Source organism: Kribbella sp. VKM Ac-2568, assembly GCF_004345365.1.
GTDB lineage: Bacteria > Actinomycetota > Actinomycetes > Propionibacteriales > Kribbellaceae > Kribbella > Kribbella orskensis.
Map to the genome: position 1 here is coordinate 162,816 of NZ_SLVF01000005.1, position 18,517 is coordinate 181,332.

Annotated in this window: 18 protein-coding genes; 12 read left to right on the top strand and 6 right to left on the bottom strand. The window is 68.9% G+C overall.

Going from position 1 to position 18,517, the window contains the following annotated elements; translation table 11 throughout:
- Positions 1-17 precede the first annotated feature (17 nt).
- From EV648_RS15315 to EV648_RS15325, 3 genes are all read left to right on the top strand, one after another.
- Positions 18-1,271 carry a serine/threonine-protein kinase gene (locus EV648_RS15315; RefSeq protein ID WP_199234628.1) on the top strand — a complete coding sequence of 418 codons (1,254 nt, stop codon included), beginning with the start codon at positions 18-20 and terminating at the stop codon, positions 1,269-1,271.
- A 237-nt stretch (positions 1,272-1,508) separates the two neighbouring features.
- Entirely contained in the window at positions 1,509-2,099 is a 591-nt protein-coding gene (locus EV648_RS15320; RefSeq protein WP_241995208.1) for a helix-turn-helix domain-containing protein, read from the top strand.
- A complete protein-coding gene (locus tag EV648_RS15325) occupies positions 2,096-3,355 on the top strand; it encodes an MFS transporter (protein WP_132291044.1) in 1,260 nt (419 codons plus the stop codon). The genes EV648_RS15320 and EV648_RS15325 overlap by 4 nt, the downstream gene beginning before the upstream one ends.
- Here EV648_RS15325 and EV648_RS15330 read toward each other — a convergent pair.
- The gene (locus tag EV648_RS15330; RefSeq protein WP_132291047.1) at positions 3,345-4,673 is read right to left on the bottom strand and encodes a hemolysin family protein; all 1,329 of its coding nucleotides are present in this window, start codon (positions 4,671-4,673) and stop codon (positions 3,345-3,347) included. The two genes, EV648_RS15325 and EV648_RS15330, sit on opposite strands and share 11 nt — an antisense overlap.
- Before the next feature lie 202 nt (positions 4,674-4,875).
- Between EV648_RS15330 and galT the strand changes: the two genes are divergently transcribed.
- Together galT and galK are read left to right on the top strand one after the other, a co-directional pair.
- Positions 4,876-5,922: a galactose-1-phosphate uridylyltransferase gene (galT, locus tag EV648_RS15335; RefSeq protein ID WP_132291050.1), complete on the top strand. Its 1,047-nt coding sequence runs from the start codon at positions 4,876-4,878 to the stop codon at positions 5,920-5,922.
- The gene (gene galK / locus EV648_RS15340; protein ID WP_132291053.1) at positions 5,919-7,049 is read left to right on the top strand and encodes a galactokinase; all 1,131 of its coding nucleotides are present in this window, start codon (positions 5,919-5,921) and stop codon (positions 7,047-7,049) included. The genes galT and galK overlap by 4 nt, the downstream gene beginning before the upstream one ends.
- Positions 7,050-7,061: 12 nt before the next feature.
- Here galK and EV648_RS15345 read toward each other — a convergent pair whose 3' ends face one another.
- The gene (locus EV648_RS15345) at positions 7,062-7,880 is read right to left on the bottom strand and encodes a DeoR/GlpR family DNA-binding transcription regulator (RefSeq protein WP_132291056.1); all 819 of its coding nucleotides are present in this window, start codon (positions 7,878-7,880) and stop codon (positions 7,062-7,064) included.
- A 111-nt stretch (positions 7,881-7,991) separates the two neighbouring features.
- Between EV648_RS15345 and EV648_RS15350 the strand changes: the two genes are divergently transcribed.
- Both EV648_RS15350 and EV648_RS15355 read left to right on the top strand, forming a co-directional pair.
- Entirely contained in the window at positions 7,992-9,107 is a 1,116-nt protein-coding gene (locus tag EV648_RS15350) for a GNAT family N-acetyltransferase (RefSeq protein WP_132291059.1), read from the top strand.
- Positions 9,108-9,318: 211 nt separating this feature from the next.
- The gene (locus tag EV648_RS15355; protein ID WP_132291062.1) at positions 9,319-9,981 is read left to right on the top strand and encodes a GNAT family N-acetyltransferase; all 663 of its coding nucleotides are present in this window, start codon (positions 9,319-9,321) and stop codon (positions 9,979-9,981) included.
- Between the two features lie 24 nt (positions 9,982-10,005).
- Here EV648_RS15355 and EV648_RS15360 read toward each other — a convergent pair whose 3' ends face one another.
- Positions 10,006-10,929 (bottom strand): NAD-dependent epimerase/dehydratase family protein, encoded by a 924-nt coding sequence (locus EV648_RS15360; RefSeq protein ID WP_132291065.1) that lies wholly within the window; start codon positions 10,927-10,929, stop codon positions 10,006-10,008.
- A gap of 200 nt (positions 10,930-11,129) precedes the next feature.
- On the opposite strand from EV648_RS15360, the gene EV648_RS15365 reads away from it, so the two are divergent.
- The 4 genes from EV648_RS15365 (at position 11,130) to EV648_RS15375 (ending at position 13,766) form a co-directional block, all read left to right on the top strand.
- Positions 11,130-12,134, top strand: a complete 1,005-nt coding sequence (locus tag EV648_RS15365) for a CAP domain-containing protein (protein WP_132291068.1) — start codon at positions 11,130-11,132, stop codon at positions 12,132-12,134.
- A gap of 158 nt (positions 12,135-12,292) precedes the next feature.
- Positions 12,293-12,433, top strand: coding sequence for a hypothetical protein (locus tag EV648_RS42585; protein ID WP_158293990.1), 141 nt, complete (start codon positions 12,293-12,295; stop codon positions 12,431-12,433).
- A 130-nt stretch (positions 12,434-12,563) separates the two neighbouring features.
- Entirely contained in the window at positions 12,564-13,352 is a 789-nt protein-coding gene (locus tag EV648_RS15370) for a hypothetical protein (RefSeq protein ID WP_241995209.1), read from the top strand.
- 153 nt (positions 13,353-13,505) lie between these two features.
- A complete protein-coding gene (locus EV648_RS15375) occupies positions 13,506-13,766 on the top strand; it encodes a hypothetical protein (RefSeq protein WP_132291071.1) in 261 nt (86 codons plus the stop codon).
- Positions 13,767-13,824: 58 nt separating this feature from the next.
- Here EV648_RS15375 and EV648_RS15380 read toward each other — a convergent pair whose 3' ends face one another.
- Both EV648_RS15380 and EV648_RS15385 read right to left on the bottom strand, forming a co-directional pair.
- The gene (locus EV648_RS15380) at positions 13,825-15,042 is read right to left on the bottom strand and encodes an NADP-dependent isocitrate dehydrogenase (RefSeq protein WP_132291074.1); all 1,218 of its coding nucleotides are present in this window, start codon (positions 15,040-15,042) and stop codon (positions 13,825-13,827) included.
- Positions 15,043-15,128: 86 nt separating this feature from the next.
- Positions 15,129-16,073 (bottom strand): GlxA family transcriptional regulator, encoded by a 945-nt coding sequence (locus EV648_RS15385; protein ID WP_132291077.1) that lies wholly within the window; start codon positions 16,071-16,073, stop codon positions 15,129-15,131.
- Positions 16,074-16,143: 70 nt separating this feature from the next.
- On the opposite strand from EV648_RS15385, the gene EV648_RS15390 reads away from it, so the two are divergent.
- Positions 16,144-16,932 carry an MBL fold metallo-hydrolase gene (locus EV648_RS15390; protein ID WP_132291080.1) on the top strand — a complete coding sequence of 263 codons (789 nt, stop codon included), beginning with the start codon at positions 16,144-16,146 and terminating at the stop codon, positions 16,930-16,932.
- A 180-nt stretch (positions 16,933-17,112) separates the two neighbouring features.
- Here EV648_RS15390 and EV648_RS15395 read toward each other — a convergent pair whose 3' ends face one another.
- Positions 17,113-18,498 (bottom strand): M1 family metallopeptidase, encoded by a 1,386-nt coding sequence (locus EV648_RS15395; RefSeq protein ID WP_199234629.1) that lies wholly within the window; start codon positions 18,496-18,498, stop codon positions 17,113-17,115.
- Positions 18,499-18,517: the final 19 nt, after the last annotated feature.

Below are 18,517 nucleotides of genomic sequence, written 5' to 3' on the forward strand. Positions count from 1 at the left end.
ATCAGGAGGTGCCACCCGTGCTCGTGGGTGACAGGTATCGGCTCGGTGACCCGCTCGGGCGTGGCGGCATGGGCGAGGTGTACCGCGCCGTCGACCAGGTGCTCGACCGCCAGGTAGCGGTCAAGCTGATGCTCCCGGTCCGGAACACGCTTGCGGCAACGGAACGCTTCCAGCGTGAGGCTCGGGCGGCTGCGGCCCTGAGCGACCCGCACGTCGTCGCCGCCTTCGATTTCGGCAGCCACGGCGACGGCTTCTACCTCGCGATGGAACTGGTCGAGGGCCGCACTGTCAGCCAGGAACTCAAGCGGTACGGACCGCTGCCAGCGGACCGCGCGGTCGACATCATCCGGCAGGCGGCGGCCGGGTTGGCGGCAGCTCATCGGGTCGGCATCGTGCACCGCGATATCAAGCCCGGCAACCTCCTGCTGGCCGACGACGGCACGGTGAAGGTCGCCGACTTCGGCATCGTGCGCTTCCTCGACGACACCACGACCACGCTGACAGCGACCGGCCAGATCGTCGGCACCAGCCACTACTTGTCGCCAGAACGCGCGCTCGGCAAGCCCGCCGAAGCGCCGTCAGACGTCTACGCACTGGGGTGCGTCCTGTACCAACTCGTCACCGGCCATCCACCCTTCCTGGCCGACGACCCGGCCTCGATCATGTACCAACACGTCGAGACCACCGCAGTCCCACCCAGCGACCTCCGGTCCGAACTCTCGGACGAGTTCGACTCTTTCCTCTTCTGGCTACTAGCCAAGGACCCCACACAGCGCCCCACCGCAGCCCAGATCGCCAACGGCGCAAGGCCTCCAGTCACCGTCCACCCGACCGAGGCGGCAACCACGGAGTCCATCGCTCTGCCCTCCGAGGCCGACACTCAGCCTGTTGAAGCGCCACCTTTCGAGGTGTCTCGCCGGCCATCCCGGAAGCTCCTGGCGACCGCGACCGCGGGCGCGACAGTCGCACTCGCGATCGCCGCAACTGTGGGAATCCTCCTCGACGCCAACACCCTCAAGGCTCCCGCCACCAGCAACCTCGGCCCCGACTCCAGCGCCACCACCCCCGCCCCCAAGCCGAGCACCCCCAAGACCACCACCCCCAAGGCGGCCCCAACGCCGTCCCAGACAGTGGCCGGAACCTCAGCAGCCCCACAGCCGACCGCCCGTTCCACCCAGCCCAGCAACACCAGCAAGCCCACCAAGACCCCGCCAACCAAGGGCCCGAAGAAGCCGAAACCTTCAAAGCCGCCACACGGTGGGAAGCCTTGACGGGCTTGTGGTTGGCGCACTTAGGGACCGTTGCCGTGGGTCAACCCTCGCGGACACGGGGTGTGCCTGGCTCGACCTAACTTCCCGCCGTCAAGGCGCGCTAGCCAACTGCCCGCACCACCCCTGCGACTCATTCCAAGCAACAGCTTGACATCTGTCTAGCGTCGGGGTCATATTCCAAGCATGTCTTTGGAATCGGCGAATGATCCGCGTAGGCGGCGGTTGTTGGATGATCCGTTGGCTATTCGGGCGATGGCGCACCCGGTGCGGCTGGATCTGCAGGCCTTGCTGGGGAAGGAGGGGCCGTTGACCGCGGCTGACGCGGCGCGGCGGCTTGGGATCAGTCAGGCGTTGGCTTCTCATCACCTGCGGCAGCTCGCGAAGTACGACTTTGTGGAGCCGGCGCCGGGGAAGGACAACCGGGAGCGGCCCTGGCGCCTCGTTTCCACCTCGCAGTCGTGGCGGGACGCGAAGCTGAACCCCGAGGCAGCGGCTGCGGCCGACGTACTGGAGCAACTGCTGGCCGAGCGAGCCCTCGGCACCCTGGCGGACTGGCAGCAACGGCGTCCCGAAGAGGCCGAAGTCTGGCGGGAGAACGCCGGCATCGGGCACACCGGGATCTACCTGACCGGCGACGAGTTGGCCGAGCTCGAGGAGCAGATCAGCGGACTGCTCCAGCGGTACGTCGACGAGCGGCCGATCGACGACAAGTCCACCCGGCCGCCGGGCAGTCGCCTGGTCGACATCACCCGGATCGTCACCGTGTCGCCAGCGGACGAGCCCCTCGCCGTACAGCCGGAAGACGAGTCCGCCGAGGAGGAGAAGTGAAGAACCTCTGGGAGGTGCTGGCTCGTCAGCGGGACTACCGACTGGTGCTGAGCGCCGGGCTGATCTCGCTGACCGGGGACTGGATCCTGCGGATCGGGCTGGCGTACCACGTGTACGCGCTGACGGGTTCGACGCTGGCTTCAGGTGGTCTGCTGCTCGCGTCGTTCCTGCCGCTGGTGGTGCTCGGCTCGCTGGCGGGCGTGTTCGTCGACCGGTGGGACCGGCGGCGCACGATGATCTTCACCAACCTGGCACACGCGTTCGTCCTGTTGCCGCTGCTGGTGGTCCGCGACGACTCGACCATCTGGGTGATCTACCTGGTGGTGCTCGCACAAAGTTGCCTGCAGCAATTCTTCCGGCCGGCCGAGCAGTCGCTCGTGCCACTACTGGTGGAACCACGGCAACTCGTCACAGCGAACGCGCTGAACAGCCAGACCAGCGATGTCGCCCGCCTGGTCGGTGCCGCGCTCGGCGGTGTCCTCGCAGCGATCGGCGGACTCCCCCTGCTCGCGCTGGTAGACGCCGCGACCTACCTGATAGCGATGGCACTGCTGATCGGCGTACGGCATCGCCCGGAGCGACTCCAACTCGAACGTGCCGGCGGCCTGCGACCCGCAGTACTGAAGGTGAAAGCCGAATGGATAGAGGGACTCCGGATCTGCGTAGGCGGCCCGGCGATGCGACTGGTGTTCGTCTTCGGACTCGTCACCGGCGTCGGAGAAGGGGCCATGAGCACCTTGTTCGCGCCGTTCGTTTCCGCCGAGCTGGGCGGTGACGGTACGGCGTACGGGCTGATCACGTCGTCGCAGGCGATCGGCGGGATCGTAGGCGGGCTGGTCGCGGCCGCTGTCGGCTCCCGGTTCTCGGCCGCGAAGATGTGGGGGTACGGCGCGGTCGCGTTCGGGCTGATCGACCTGGCGATGTTCTGCTATCCCCTGTTCTGGAAGAGCCTGGCGCCCGCGTTCGTCTGCATGGTGCTGGTGGGGCTGCCTGGCGCGTTCCTGATCGCGGGGTCGATGACGGTGATCCAGCGGCTCACCGACGACGCCTCCCGCGGCCGGGTGTTCGGGGCTCTCTTCGCCGCCGAGGGAGTCGCGCTGCTGGTCGGTATCGCCGCCGCGGGTGTGCTCGGCGACGTCGTCGGCATCATCCCGGTGCTGGTCGTGCAGGGACTCGGCTTCGTTGCCGGCGGCATCGTCGTGCTCGGCCGGCTGCGGATCCTCGAGCCGGCCCCGGTCGAAGCCCTTACTCCGTGACGACGACCGTCCCCGCGGCAGTGTCCGGTAGCAGCTCGTCCGCGACCACCCGGTGCACCCGGACGCGCGCCACCCGGCGGCCGTCCATCTCGGTGACGGTCATCTTGTAGCCGTCGAACTGGGCCTCGTCGCCGACCGCGGGGACCCGGCCGAGCTGGGCGGCGATCCACCCGGCCACGGTCTCGTACGGGCCGTCCGGGAGCTCCACCCCGGTCTCGTCGGCGAAGTCGTCCAGGTTCAGCAGGCCGTCCACCTCGACATCGCCACTGCGCAACCGGGTCGTCTCGGCCGACTCCTCGTCGTACTCGTCCTTGATGTCACCGATCAGTTCCTCGACCAGGTCCTCGAGCGTCACGATGCCCGCGGTACCGCCGTACTCGTCCAGCACGATCGCGAGATGCGTACTGCGGCGGCGCATCTCGGTCAGCGTCGGCAGCAGCTTCGCGGTGTCGGGCAGCATCAGCACGTCGCGGGCCAGATCGCCGACCCGGACCGACCGAGAGGCGACCGCCGGGTCGAACAGGTCGCGGACGTGTACGAACCCGACGATGTCGTCGGCCGACCCGTTCATCACCGGGTACCGCGAGTGCGGCCGCTCGGCCGCGAACTTCACCGCCTTGTACGCCGGCATCTCGGCGTCGACGAAGTCCACCTCGGTCCGGGGCAGCATCAGCTCGCGGAGCTGGCGTCCACCGGCCTCGAACACGTCGTCCACGATCCGGCGCTCCTCCTCGCCGAGCGACTCGTGCGCCGAGACGATCTCGCGGAGCTCCTCGTCCGACATCACCTCGCGGTTCGCGTTCGGGTCACCGCCGAGCGCGCGGACCACCAGGTCGGTCGACCTGGACAGCAGCCAGATCACCGGCCGGGCGATCGAGGCGATCCGGTCCACCAGCGGGGCCAGGCCGAGCGCGAACGTCTCGGCCCGCTGCAGGGCGAGCCGCTTGGCCGCGAGTTCGCCGATCACGATCGACACGTAGGAGATCGCGATGGTGATCAGCACCAGGGCGACGGTGTTCGCCACGGACACCGGCAGGCCGAGATCCTGCAGGTGCGGCGACAGCCCGTCGGCCAGCGTCGCACCACCGAAGGCGGCGGACAGGAAGCCCATCAGGGTCACGCCGATCTGCACGGCGGACAGGAAGCGGTTCGGGTTGGCGGCGACCCGGGCGACGGTTTCACCGCGCCTGCCGCGCTGGGAGATCGACTTGAGCTGGCTTTCCCGCAGGGAGACCAGGGCCATCTCGGCCGCGGCGAAGACGCCACCGATCAGGACGAAGATGAAGATCAGGACGATGTTGAGCAGGGTCTCGTTCATGGCTGGGGGATTCCTAGCGCCCTCTCCTGGTCGGCGGGAGAGAGCGCGATGGTAGGGCGACGTCCATCGGTCCAGGGTAGCGGCGGCGGGCCTCACGGTGCATGTTCGAACTTGTTGGTTTACGATGATTCATGACCAAGTCATGGTCGGGGAGGCCGGCAGCGGCCCTCACCCGCAGCAAGTCGGACCAGGAAGCCGGACGATGAACACACCTCGAGGCGCCCGCCGGACGGACACCACCTTGTCCGACGGCCGGCAACTGATCTACTACGACCCCGCCGATACGCCGGTCCGGGTGCCCCTCGAGGACACCCGCGGGCTGCCCGCGCCCAAGCCTCAGGTGGAACTGCGGACCGACCCGCTGACCGGTGACGTGATCACCTACGCGACGCACCGCAACACCCGGACCTACCTGCCGCCGGCCGACCAGTGCCCGCTGTGCGCGACCAAGCCGGGCAACCCGACCGAGATCCCGGACCACGACTACAACGTGGCCGTGTTCGAGAACCGGTTCCCGTCGTTCGCCGGACCTGGCCGGGCCGAGGTGGTCTGCTTCACCAGCGACCACAACAAGTCGTTCACCGACCTCTCCCAGGGCGAGGCCCGGCTGGTGGTGGAGGCCTGGGCCGACCGCTCCGCCGAACTGCGTGCCCGCCCGGACGTGGAGCACGTGTTCCCGTTCGAGAACCGGGGCCGTGAGATCGGCGTGACGCTGAGCCACCCGCACGGGCAGATCTACGCCTACCCGTTCCTGCCGCCGCGGATGAACACCCTGCTGCTGCGGGCCCGCGAGCACCAGGAAGTTGCCGGAAGCAACCTCTTCGCCGACGTGCTGGCCGCGGAGCGCAAGGACGGCACCCGGATCATCGCGGAGAACGAGAACTGGACCGCGTTCGTGCCCGAGGCGGCCCGCTGGCCGGTCGAAGTACACCTCTATCCGCACCGGCAACTGGCCGGGATCGCGGACCTGAGCACCACCGAGCGCGACGACTTCGCCCAGCTCTACCTCGACGTACTGCGCCGCTTCGACGGCCTGTACGGCGACCGGCTGCCCTACATCGCGGCCTGGCACGAGGCGCCGGTCCGGGTGGATCGGGAGCTGGGCTACCTGCACCTCGAGCTGTTGTCGATCCGGCGGGCCGCGGACAAGATCAAGTATCTTGCCGGCTCGGAGTCCGGGATGGGCGCGTTCATTTCCGACACCAGGCCCGAGGACGTGGCCGAGACCCTGCGGAAGGTTGGTTCGTGAGCACGTTCGCGGAGGTCTTCGGCACCGCACCCGACGGGGTCTGGCGCGCACCCGGCCGGGTCAACCTGATCGGCGAGCACACCGACTACAACGACGGCCTGGTGCTGCCGATCGCGCTGCCCAACCGGATCCAGGTGACCGCGTCGGCACGCACGGACGGCGTGATCGGCGTCGCTTCCTCCGGGCAGCCCGCTGTCATCGAGTTCGCGCTGGCCGACGTGTCGCCGGGGTCCGTGAAGGACTGGGCTGCCTATCCGGCCGGTGCCGCGTGGGTACTGCGAGAGGCGGGTTACGACATCGGCGGGGCGAACCTGCTGGTGGATTCGGATCTTCCTTCAGGCGCTGGCCTTTCGTCGTCGGCCGCGCTGCTGTGTGCGACGGCCGTCGCCCTGCTGGGCCTGCGGGACCTCGAGGTCGACCCGGCCGAGGTCGCCCGCCTCGCCCAGCGAGCGGAGAACCAGTACGTCGGAGCGCCCGTCGGGTTGATGGATCAGATGGCCTCCATGTGCTGCACCGCCGGCCACGCCCTGTACTTCGACATCCGCGCGATGGCGACCGACCAGATCCCCTTCGACCCCGAGGCCGAGGGGCTCAGCCTGCTCGTCGTCGACGTGAAGGCGCCGCACCGCCACGTGGACGGCGAGTACGCGGCCCGGCGCAAGAGTTGCGAACAGGCCGCGGCCGAACTCGGCGTACCGGCTCTGCGTTCGGTCGCCTTCGAGGACCTGGACGACGCGCTGGCCCGGCTGTCCGACGACGTCGTACGCCGCCGCGTCCGCCACGTCGTCACCGAGATCCGCCGGGTCGAGGAGGCCGTCGCCCTGATGCGCGCCGGCCGGCTGCGCGAGGTCGGTCCCCTCTTCACCGCCTCCCACGCCTCCCTCCGCGACGACTTCGAGATCACCGTCCCCGAACTCGACGTAGCCGTGGACACCGCCCTCGCCGCCGGCGCCCTGGGCGCCCGCATGACCGGCGGCGGCTTCGGCGGCTGCATCATCGCCCTGGTCGAAACCTCCGCGACCGCCTCCACCCTCACCGCCATCACCGAGGCCTTCGCCGCCCACTCCTTCACCCCACCGGCCTCACTCTCGGCCACCCCCTCCCCCGGCGCCTCCCGCGTCTCCTGACGCGGGGTCCGGTCAGGAGGCGATGACGAGGTCGCAGCCGGTCTCTCGCATGGATTTGCGGGCGGCGGCGGGGAGGCCGGCATCGGTGACCACGACATCCAGGTCGGACCACGTGGCGAAGGTGCTGAGGCCTACGGTGCCCCACTTGGTGTGGTCGGCGACCAGGACCACCTCGCGGCTGGCGGCGATGAAGGCGCGGTTGGTCTCGGCTTCCATCAGGTTCGGGGTGCTGAGACCGTGCTCGGCGTCCACGCCGTGGGCGCCGAGGAAGAGCATGTCGAGGTGGAGTGACTGCAGGGCCGCGGTCGCGATCGGGCCGACCAGGGCGTCCGACGGGGTACGGATACCGCCGATCAGGACCACCGTGCGGTCGGAGCGGCTGTTGCCGTGGAAGACGTCGGCGATGCGGGCCGAGTTCGTCACCACGGTCAGGTTCTCCACCCGGAGCAGTTGCCGGGCGAGTGCGTAGGTGGTCGTCCCGGCGCCGATGCCGATCGCGCTGTCCGGCTGGACCCGGCGGGCGGCCTCGGCGGCGATCGCGTGCTTCGCCGAGGACTCCTGGGTGAGCTTGGCGTCGAAGCCGGGCTCGTGCGCGCTGCGCAGCCCGACCGAGGTGGCGCCGCCGTGCACCTTGTGCAGCAGGCCGCTGGAGTCCAGGGCGTCCAGGTCGCGGCGGATCGTCATGTCGGAGACGCCGAACCGCTCGACCAGCTCGGCGACCGTGATCGCGCCGCGGCTGTTGACCTCGGCAACGATGGTGGCCTGCCGCTGGGCGGCCAGCTGACCGCCCCGGCCACGGGAGGGCTCAGCGTTCGGTCCGGCTGTGTTCACACTCGACAGCCTAAGGTCTCAAGTGCCCTTTCGCAGTCCGATTGTGTTGATTCCTGTGCCCGTACCGCGAAATCTCGTTGCCGCGGGCGGCCCGGCTTGTCACGCTGAGGCATGCGATTCCCCGAGGACGTCCCGGTACTGACCGACGGCACCGTGACACTGCGTGCGCACACCAGCGCGGACATCAAGCCGGCCTTCGACGTCTGCCAGGACCCGGTGATGCAGCAGTGGACCACCATCCCGGTGCCGTACGAATGGCAGCACGCCGAGCAGTACCTGACCGAGTTCATCCCGTCGGGCTGGCGGGACGGCAGTTCCTGGGGCTGGGCGATCGAGTACGACGGACGCTACGCCGGCACGATCGACCTGCGTCCGGGCGCGGGTGGCGTCGGCGAGATCGGGTTCGGGCTCGCACCGTGGGCCCGGGGCAACGGCGTGATGACCCGGGCGGTGAAGCTCACCCTCGGGTATGCCTTCGACCAGGGCTGGGAGCGCGTCATCTGGCGGGCGTACGTCGGTAACTGGGGATCCCGCCGGGTGGCCTGGAAGAGCGGCTTCCGCAACCTCGTGATGGTCCCCGCCCACGGGGTGGCGCGGGGCGTCCGCAAAGACGAGTGGATCGCCTCGATCACCCGCGACGATGATCCCGAGCCGCAGGGCCACTGGTGGTCGGTGCCGGTGCTCGAGGTCGACGGCGTGCGGTTGCGCGAGTTTCGCAGTACGGACGCGAAGCGGGTTGCCGAGGCGTGCAACGACGAACGGACCCAGGAGTGGCTCGTCGGGTTGCCGTCGCCGTACACGCTCGACGACGCGGAGGGCTTCATCGAGAGCCGGCAGGAGATCCGCGCGAGCGGCGAGGGCGTGACGTGGGTGATCGTCGACCCGGACACCGACGAACTGCTCGGCAACGTGAGCGTCTTCGACCTGCGGAACCGGATCGACCAGACGATGGGCGAGATCGGCTACTGGGCACACCCGGACGCGCGCGGCCGCGGGGTGATGTCGAAGGCGGTCGGACTCGTGATCCGGCACGCCTTCACCCCCCTCGAGGACGGCGGGCTCGGCCGGCGGCGGCTGGTGCTGTTCGCTGCCGAGGGCAACACGGCCTCGAAGCACGTTGCCGAGGTCAACGGGTTCACCGAGTTCGGGGTCGAGCGGTCGGCCAGTCCGACCCGCGACGGCCGCTTCCTCGACACGCACGGCTTCGACCTGCTCCGCACCGACTGACCCCGCCGCTCGCCAACCGCCTGACCACCTGACCGCCTGCCGCCTGCCGCCTGCCCGGACGCCGAGGGCGGCCGCGCGTCGGCCGATCTCCTGATTCGGGGCTGCCAACCGGGGCCTGGGAAGGTAACGAATCTGCGTTTCTGCGACCACTTGGTGACAGACGACACATCTTCCCCTCGCCGTGCGGCGTTCTGACTGGTTGAATCGTCGAGTGAGAGATCGTGAGGAACTCGTCCGCCGCTGGCAGGCCGGGTGGTCTGTATCGCGTGGCTGGACCACTGTCGAGGATGACAACGACGGGATCTTGACCGTCCGTGCGGGCGAGGAGAACCGCGCGATGGAGTACGTCGTCCTGGACGCGGACGACAAACCCGAGCGGGTCGAGCGTGCCGCCGAGTTGGCCAAGGCCGCCGGCAGCGGCCGGGGCGCCGGCTGGGTGACGCTGGCCACCGACGACCGCGAGGCCCGGATCGAGCAGCTCGAGGACCTTGGTCTGGAGGTGCAGCGCGACCAGGACTGGCTGATGACGATCCAGCTGTCCGAGCAGCCCGCCCTGAAGCTGAACGAGCGCTACGCCCTGCACTCCGAGCTCGAGTCGGACCTGATCATCACCAGAGCCACCCTGCACGGCGGCGTGGTCTCCAGCGGCCGGATGGCGGTGGTCGGCGAGGACGCCGTCGCCGATCGGATCGAGACCGATCCGGCGCATCGCCGGCGCGGCCTCGGCAGCGCGGTGATGGCCTCGCTGGTCGAGACCGCGGCCGCTCAGGGCGCCAAGCGCGGCATCCTGATCGCCTCGATCGACGGCCTGCGCCTCTACCGCAGCCTCGGCTGGAAGGTCATCGCCGACATCGTGATCGCCCGGTCGGCCTGACCGCCGTCTTCGGCCTCACCGCCGTCATCGCCCGATCGGCCTGATCGCGGCGACGGTCGCCGCGAGCGCGTCCGCGGTCGGCACCGGTTCGATGCCGAAAGCCCTTTCGGCCTGCGAGGAATCGAGCACGAAGGGTCGCCGGAACTGGTACTGCAGTTCCCGGACCCCGCGCGCCTGCTTGTTCACCAACCCGCCGAGCCAGAGCACGGCCGGCGGCATCGACGACAACAGAGGAGCCTGTACTCCGGCGATCGCCGCGGCCTGGGTGGTCAGGTCGCGCAGGGAGGTCGGCGCCGGGCTGGGGACGTGCCAGGTCCGCCCCCAGGCCGTCTCGTCGGAAGCGACCGCGACCAGGGTCCGGGCGACATCGGTCACGGCGGTCCAGCTGTGCGGCGCATCCAGATCCGCCGGGACCAGCGTCCGTTTACCGGCCAGAACCCCGGGCAGTACGCCGACAGTGAAGAACGACACAGCGCCGGCCCCCAGGTAGTCCGATCCACGCACCTCCGCAGTGCGGATCCGGCCCGCTTGGTGGGCTGCCAACGCGTCAGCCCAGAGCTTTGAGCGGACCCTGCCCTTGACCGAGTTCGGCCGCTCCGGATCGCTTTCCTTCATGGGTCCATCGGGCACGCCGTAGGAATACAGATTCCCGGTGGTGAGCAGTACCGCGCCGGTGGCCGCGGCGGTCTCGATCAACGACGCCCCGAGCGGTGGCCAGTCCACGGGCCAGCGGTCGTAGGCGGGACCACCGCAGCTGAACAGGGTGTCCGTGCCCTCGACGAGGGCGGTCAACGCCGACGGGTCCGACGCGTTCGCCCTCACCTTCTCGAGACCAGGCAGATCCGGGCCGTTTCCGCTCCGGGTGATCAGTCTCACCTGCTCACCGCGCTCCACCAGCAGTTGCGCCACCGCGGTACCGACCGGGCCTGAACCTACGACTGCTCGCACGGGGTCAACCTCTCGTTTGAGGTCTAGGACGGTACAGGGCTGCCGTTAAAGGTTCGTCAATGCGGGCGTGAGGAAGGCCGCAAGGGGTCGTGGTCGCTGCCGAGATCGGCTACGGTCCGTGCCGTGCCTTGGCGGCTGCCGCCGCGGCGCGGACTGGGGATCACGGGAAATCGACGGACGACGAGAGGCTCGCTGGTTCCATGACCGACTCACCCAACGGCCGGAATCCCTTCTTCCCGGAGGAACCGGACAATTACGGTCGGGGCGACTCGCAGTACCAACCGAACTACGAAACGCAGCATCAGCCGCCATATGACCCGCAGTACGACGCACAGCGCCGGGCGCAGTACGACCAGCAGTACGAGGACCAGCACGAACCGCAGTACGACGAGCCTTCGGTCGGGCGGCACGGGAGCAGGCGGCGTCGCCGCGGCGGCGTAGCGGCACCCATCCTGGGAGCACTGGCCGTACTCGCGCTGGTGGCCGGTGGCAGCTGGTACGTGACTCGCGACACGACCAGCCCGACCAGCCAGGACGAGCCGTTGACCGTCGCGACCGACGACTCGTCGACCCCGACGGAAGAGCTGAGCACGCCGCCGGTCACTCCGAGCGAGACGCCCACCGGGACGCCGAGTGCGACTCCCTCGGCGACTCCGTCGAAGACACCGTCGAAGACCCCCAAGGCGACACCGAGCCGCACGACCACGGCACCGAGCCGCGAGGGCACGCGGTCGCCGCAGCCGAGCACGAAGCCCACCACGAGCGGCACTCCGACCAAGAAGCCGACGAAGAAGCTGCCGGCGCCCAGCAGTGGCAGCGCGGAGGCCCAGGTGCTGCAGCTCACCAACCAGGAGCGTGCGAAGGCGGGCTGTGGACCGCTGCGGACCAACAGCGCGCTGACCAAGGCGGCCGAGGCGCACGCGTCGGACATGGTCGTGCACCACTACTTCGACCACAACAGCCTGGACGGCCGCTCGCCGTTCGACCGGATGAAGGCGGCCGGCTTCAGCGGCGGCTCGATGGCCGAGAACATCGCTGTCGGCTACAAGACCGCGGGAGCCGTGGTGGAGGGCTGGATGAACAGCGAGGGCCACAGGAAGAACATCCTGAACTGCAGCTACACGATGATCGGGATCGGCTACGACAGCGGCCTGGTCAAGCCCGACTGGGGCAACGGCAGCTGGGTCCAGGACTTCGGCGGCTGAGTCGAATCTTCGGTATTCGTTAAGACGATTCGCCGACCCGTAACGGTGACCTTTCACCTCGGTTAAAGTTCCTGTTCGGTAACCAGGGGGGCCTGGCAACGAACGTGCGGGAACGACGGATTTCCGGTACGACGAAACTGAAGAGGACTCGCCCACCCATGACGGACTCGCCTACCCCTGGGCGGCACCGCAGCAGCAGGAAGGCACCCCGACGCAGAGGCCTGATCGGCCCGATCGTCAGTGCCTTGTCCACCACGACCACCCCGACCGGTACGCCGATGCTCGGATCGGCGCGGTGAGGCGAAGGAGGCACGTCTTGGGGCCGACCGTGAAGGGAACACGCACGTAATGTCAGAGCGAGGAGTCGGCGCCCGGCGCCGGCAAAGCAGGAGGGCAGCCCGTACCCCGTCGAGGGCGCGGCGCACCCTGGTGGCACTCGGCACCGTGGTGCTGGTGATCACCCCGATCTCCTGGATCCTGCTCCACGAACCACAAGCGGACCAGGCCGACGCGTCGGTCCCGTACGTCACCAGGGACGACGACACGTACATCACGGCGTCGAACCAGCCGGTCGTGGCCACACCGACAGCTCCGGACTCGGCGAGCCCGACTGCGGTGCCGTCCACCCGTACGCCGAAGCCGTCCGCGCCGGTGACCCCGGGCGGTCCGTCGTCGACGAGTCCCACCGACGGACCGACGAGCGTCCCCACGGACGACCCGGGCACCGGCACGGAGCCGTCGACCCCGCCGAGCACCGGCACCACCGAGGACCCGGACCCGTCCGACCCGCCGACGACCAGCACGCCGTCCAGCACCCCGAAGCCGTCCACTCCGCCGTCGGCAGACAACGGCAGCATGAGCGGGGAAGAGGCGGAATTGTTCTCGCTGGTCGACGAGGCGCGGACGAGCAACGGATGCGCACCGCTGCGGCGGAACAGCAACCTGACCGGCAGCGCTCGCAACGATGCTGAGGGGCGAGCCGCCAGCGGGGACGTCTCCGAGACCGAGGCATCCAAGGCGGCTGCCGGCGGCGACGGGATGTCCGCGAAGAAGGCCTTTAACCGGCTGAAGTCGCAGAGCTCAGCGACCCTGTTCAACTGCGGGCTGGACGAGCTCGGCGTCGGCCGTGGCGACGCCTCCTACGAGGACGGCATTTTCTGTGGGCTGGGCCTCTGCAGCAAGAAGACGCGGGTCGCGTGGGTGGTCGACTTCAAGTAGTGGTCGGGTGACTACCTGGCGAAGTACCGGACGGCGGCTCGGCGAGGTTCGGGCCGCCGTTCCGTCTTGTGGGTGGGACGATGGGGGAAGGTGCTTGAGTCGGCCTCCGGCGCGGGGTTAGCTTGAGCCTCCACCCACTCTGCGGGAGGCCGGATGTACGGCGAGCGAGACGATCTCGATGCTGCCCGGCCTGCGCTGTTCGGCATTCCGCCCGACGCGCTCGCCGACGAGCGGCCCGACCGCCGGCCCGAGGACGCCAAGCGGATGGGGTTGAGCCGTCACACCGAGGAAGGCGCGGTCGTGCACTTCGTCTCCAACCTCGACGGCGCCAAGCCCGGCCACAAGATGATGGCCTGGATCCTGCTGGTCACCTTCGCCACTCCGGCCCTGTACACGCTCTTCCTGCTGCTCTGAAACGGCGACGGACCGCGACCCCCTGGCGGGAGGCGCGGTCCGTCGTACGGGCCTGAGGTCAGCCGACCTTCTTCTGCAGGTTCTCGTCCAGCGCGGCCAGGAAGGCCTCGGTGGTGAGCCACTCCTGGTCCTTGCCGACCAGCAGCGCGAGGTCCTTGGTCATCCTCCCTTCCTCGACGGTCTCCACGCAGACCTGCTCGAGGGCCTCGGCGAAACCGATCACCTCGGGGGTGTGGTCCAGCTTGCCGCGGTGCTTCAGGCCACCGGTCCAGGCGAAGATCGACGCGATCGGGTTGGTCGACGTCGGCTTGCCCTGCTGGTGCTGGCGGTAGTGCCGGGTGACGGTGCCGTGCGCGGCTTCGGCCTCGACGGTCCTGCCGTCCGGCGTCATCAGCACCGACGTCATCAGGCCGAGCGAGCCGAAGCCCTGGGCGACGGTGTCGGACTGCACGTCGCCGTCGTAGTTCTTGCAGGCCCAGACGTAGCCACCCTCCCACTTCATCGCGGACGCGACCATGTCGTCGATGAGCCGGTGCTCGTAAGTCAGCCCGTTCTGGTCGAACTCCTCCTTGAACTCCTCGTCGAAGATGCTCTGGAAGATGTGCTTGAAGGCACCGTCGTACGCCTTGAGGATGGTGTTCTTGGTGGACAGGTACACCGGGTAGTTGCGCTGCAGGCCGTACGAGAACGAGGCGCGCGCGAAGTCCTCGATGGACTTGTTGAAGTTGTACATGCCCATCGCCACGCCGCCGTCGGGGCCGTAGTTGGCGACCACGTGCCGGATCGGCTCCGAGCCGTCCTCGGGGGTGAAGGTGATGGTCAGCTCGCCGGCGCCGGGGACCTTGAAGTTGGTCGCCTTGTACTGGTCGCCGTGGGCGTGACGGCCGATGATGATCGGCTTGGTCCAGCTCGGGACGAGCCGCGGAATGTTCGAGATGATGATCGGCTCGCGGAACACCACACCGCCGAGGATGTTGCGGATGGTGCCGTTCGGGGAGACCCACATCTTCTTCAGGCCGAACTCCTCGACCCGCGCCTCGTCCGGCGTGATGGTCGCGCACTTGACGCCGGCGCCGTACCGCTTGATCGCGTTGGCCGCGTCGATGGTGACCTGGTCGTCGGTGGCGTCCCGGTGCTCGATGCCGAGGTCGTAGTACTCGAGGTCGACGTCGAGGTACGGGTGGATCAGGCGGTCCTTGATGAACTGCCAGATGATCCGGGTCATCTCGTCGCCGTCGAGCTCGACGACGGGGTTGGTCACCTTGATCTTGGCCATGGCGTGGGTCGTTCCCCTCAGTCAGATGTTTCTTGACATCAAGATAGTTTTCTTGACGTCAAGATATATCGCGCACCGGTCCGCTGTCACCTCGGGGTCTTGAAGTCCTGGCGATGCCGCTGCGGCGTAGTACCGAGGACCAGGTGGAAGTGATGCCTGAGGGCCGCGCTGGAGCCGAATCCGCTCTCCGTCGCGATCCGCTCGACCGGTTCATCGGTGGTCTCCAGCAGCAGCCTGGCCCGATCCAGCCGCTGCCTGAGCAGCCACGCCTGACCGCTGCTGCCGGTGCGCTGGCGGAACTGTCTGGTGAACGTACGCCGGGACAACGCCACCGCCGCGGCCCATTGGTTCAGCGAGACCGGCTGGTCCAGCCTCGACCGGGCCCACACCATCGCCCGCTCGATCACGTCGTCCGACGGATCCGGCGGCACCGGCACGGGGATGTACTGCGCTTGCGAGCCGCTGCGGTGCGGGGCGACCACGATCGCGCGAGCCAGGCGCTCGGCCAACTCAACCCCGTGATGCGTGCGAACCAGGTGCAGACAACAGTCGAGCGAAGCCGCCGTACCGGCCGAGGTGACGAGGTCGCCGAGGTCCGACCAGAGCACGTCCGCCCGGACCTTCACCTTCGGGTACTGCGCGGACAGGCGATCCGCCCAGCGCCAGTGCGTCACCACCTCCCGACCATCGGCGATCCCGCTCGCCGCGACCAGGAACGCCCCGATACAAAGGCCGACCACCGTCGCGCCGCGTGCGTGGGCCTCTCGGATCGCCTCGACCAGCAGGCCGGACGGCTCGCGCTCGGGATCCCAGCTCGGCAGGATGACCAGGTCCGCGCGGCTCATCACCTCGAGGCTGCGTTCGACGTACAGGTCGAAGCCGGCGTTCGTGGTGAGGCGGCCGGGCCGCTCGGCGCACACCTGTACGTCGTACTCGAGGTCGCCGCCGAGGCGGTCGCCGAGCACCAGGCAGGGCACGGAGAGGTGGAACGGGCTCATCCCGTCGAAGGCCAGCACGGCGACGGATCTCATGGCCCGATCTTAAGGAAGCATGTCCCTCGGGCCAATGGCTCGAGTGGCTTCCGCGATGCACGATGAAGGCATGAAGATCACCCACGTGGGCGGACCGACCGCCCTGATCAGCCTCGGCAGCCTCGCCTTCCTGACGGATCCCGCGTTCGACGAGCCGCGCGAGTACCAGTTGCCCGGCCGCGTGATGAAGAAGCTCACCGGCCCTGCCGTGCAGCCCGCCGACCTCGGCCCGATCGACGCAGTCCTGCTCTCCCACGACCAGCACAAGGACAACCTCGACGACGCCGGCCGCGCCCTGCTGCCGTCGATCCCGCTGGTGCTGTCGACCCCCGCCGCGGCGTCCCGGCTGGATGGCGTCCGCGGCCTGGAGACCTGGGAGTCGATCGAACTCCCCCGCCCCGACGGCGGCACCCTGACAGTCACCAGCCTCCCCGCCCGCCACGGCCCCGAAGGAGCCGAACCCGTCCTCGGGGCCGTCACCGGCTTCCTCCTGAGCGGCACCGACCTGCCGACTGTCTACGTCTCCGGCGACAACGCCTCGGTCGACCTGGTCGCTGAGATCGTCACCCGCCTCTCCGATGGCACAATCCCCGGCGTCGCGGCTCGCTCGGTCGACGTAGCCCTCCTCTTCGCCGGCGCCGCCCGCACCACGCTCCTGGATGGTGCCCCACTCACCCTCACCTCCGAGGCCGCAGCCGAAGCCACCCGCCTCCTCGCCCCCGCCGCCATAGTCCCCGTCCACACCGAAGGCTGGTCCCACTTCACCGAAGGCCCCGACCACCTCACCAAAACCTTCACCACCGCCCACCTGACCGACCGCCTCCACGTACCAACCCCAGGCGCCCCGCTGACCTTCTAGCCGCAGCCGACCAGGACGTTGCTGACGCTCCGCGACCTGTGCGCAACCAGCATCCGGAAGGCTGGCCCGAGTTGTGGCAGCGGTGGTGGGGATGGCAGCAGCGGTGCTCCGGCAAGGTTGGTGAGTGATGGCGGTCCGCTGCACCACAGCCCGGGCCGCGCGCGACGCGGGTCGGCGTCCTCAATTGATTGAGTGGGTTGTCCAGAACTCGGTCAGGTCGATCGGGGTCGCGGCTTGGGCGGCGGTTTTGAAGGCTTCTGGGGTTGAGATTCCGTACCAGTGGGAGCTCGCGTAGGACTTCATGAAGGCTGCCATGGTGGGGCTGCCGATGAGGCGTTCCAGGTCGTGGAGCATGCAGGCGCCGTAGAAATACACGTAAGCGCTCCAGCCGGGGCCGTGTTGCTGCCAGTAGCCCATGTTGCTGGTGATGGGGTGGTCGAGGTTGCCCGGCCAGCAGTTCTCCTGGGCGTCGCCCCAGTGGAGGTTGGAGGCGTAGACCGCGAAGGACTCGTCTAGCCACGGGTCGGCGTACTCGTTGTTGCCGATGATTCCGTACCACCACTGGTGCGCGAGCTCATGCACCACCGGGCCCTCTTCGTTGGGCGGGGCCACCAGCAGCACGAAGCCGGGGTACTCCATCCCGCTGAACGAAGCCCAGTTGTCGTTCAGCACCAGGTCGACCTCGCCGTACGGGTACTTCCCGAAGCGCGTGCCGAAGTCGTCGATCGCGGCGACGCCCTTCGTCCGAGCATCCGCGACGGCGCCGGGCGTGACCACCGACGTCCACCAGGTCCGCACCTTCACCCCGCCCGGCGAGGTCACCACGGACGACTGGAACGGCCCGGCGGCAAAGGCGAAGTCCCTTACCTGCTTGGCGATACTCACCGTCGAAACCTGCCTTCCCCGGCGCAGCGTGGACGTGAGCCCGGTCGCGGGCACCTGCAACGCGGCCGGATGGTCGAGCCGTACTGCGAAGTCGGCGGCGAGCGTGTAGTAGCTCTCCCCGATCCCGACATCGGGTTCGAGGTGCCAGCCGGCCTGGTCGCGAACTGCCAGCACAGGAAGGGCATTGCCGAAGAAGCTGTACGCGCCGGAGCGGCCGAACCGGTCCGCCCGATCCGGCGCCGTCATCGCCACGTCGAACGCGATCACCGCCCGCCCACCAGGAGCCAGCGGCTTGTTCAGCGTCACCTTCAGCGCGGTGCAGTTCACCGTCGGCGTCCCCGCGGTCCCACCTTCGAACCGGCTGACCTTGACGGCATTCGCACAGAGGTCCCACGCGTTTCCCCACAGCCGCAGATACACCTCCGGCAGCGCGGACTTCGAGGTGTTCGTGAACGAGATCCGCTCCCGCCCCGTCCACGTCCGCCCGCTCGCGTCACTCGCCAGCTTCACGTCGTACGCCGCCCGTCCGGGCGCTGGCGCCAGCCCCACCCCACCCTGGGGATTCCCGCGCTCGGCAGTTTCCTTGCCCACAGCAACTTTTGCGGCGGTGGCGGAGCTGGGCGGCGCGACGAACCCGAGCGGAAGGATCAGAGCGAGCAGGAGGACAACGATGCGACGCACGGCGACTCCCCAGAGGTCG

Excerpts from the sequence above, each read along its gene's own strand:
- EV648_RS42585 (WP_158293990.1), top strand. The coding sequence starts at position 12,293 with ATGACGGACTCGCCTACCCCTGGGCGGCACCGCAGCAGCAGGAAGGCA.
- EV648_RS15380 (WP_132291074.1), bottom strand. The coding sequence starts at position 15,042 with ATGGCCAAGATCAAGGTGACCAACCCCGTCGTCGAGCTCGACGGCGAC.
- EV648_RS15385 (WP_132291077.1), bottom strand. The coding sequence starts at position 16,073 with ATGAGATCCGTCGCCGTGCTGGCCTTCGACGGGATGAGCCCGTTCCAC.
- EV648_RS15350 (WP_132291059.1), top strand. The coding sequence starts at position 7,992 with ATGCGATTCCCCGAGGACGTCCCGGTACTGACCGACGGCACCGTGACA.
- EV648_RS15330 (WP_132291047.1), bottom strand. The coding sequence starts at position 4,673 with ATGAACGAGACCCTGCTCAACATCGTCCTGATCTTCATCTTCGTCCTG.
- EV648_RS15390 (WP_132291080.1), top strand. The coding sequence starts at position 16,144 with ATGAAGATCACCCACGTGGGCGGACCGACCGCCCTGATCAGCCTCGGC.
- EV648_RS15375 (WP_132291071.1), top strand. The coding sequence starts at position 13,506 with ATGTACGGCGAGCGAGACGATCTCGATGCTGCCCGGCCTGCGCTGTTC.
- EV648_RS15365 (WP_132291068.1), top strand. The coding sequence starts at position 11,130 with ATGACCGACTCACCCAACGGCCGGAATCCCTTCTTCCCGGAGGAACCG.
- galT (WP_132291050.1), top strand. The coding sequence starts at position 4,876 with ATGAACACACCTCGAGGCGCCCGCCGGACGGACACCACCTTGTCCGAC.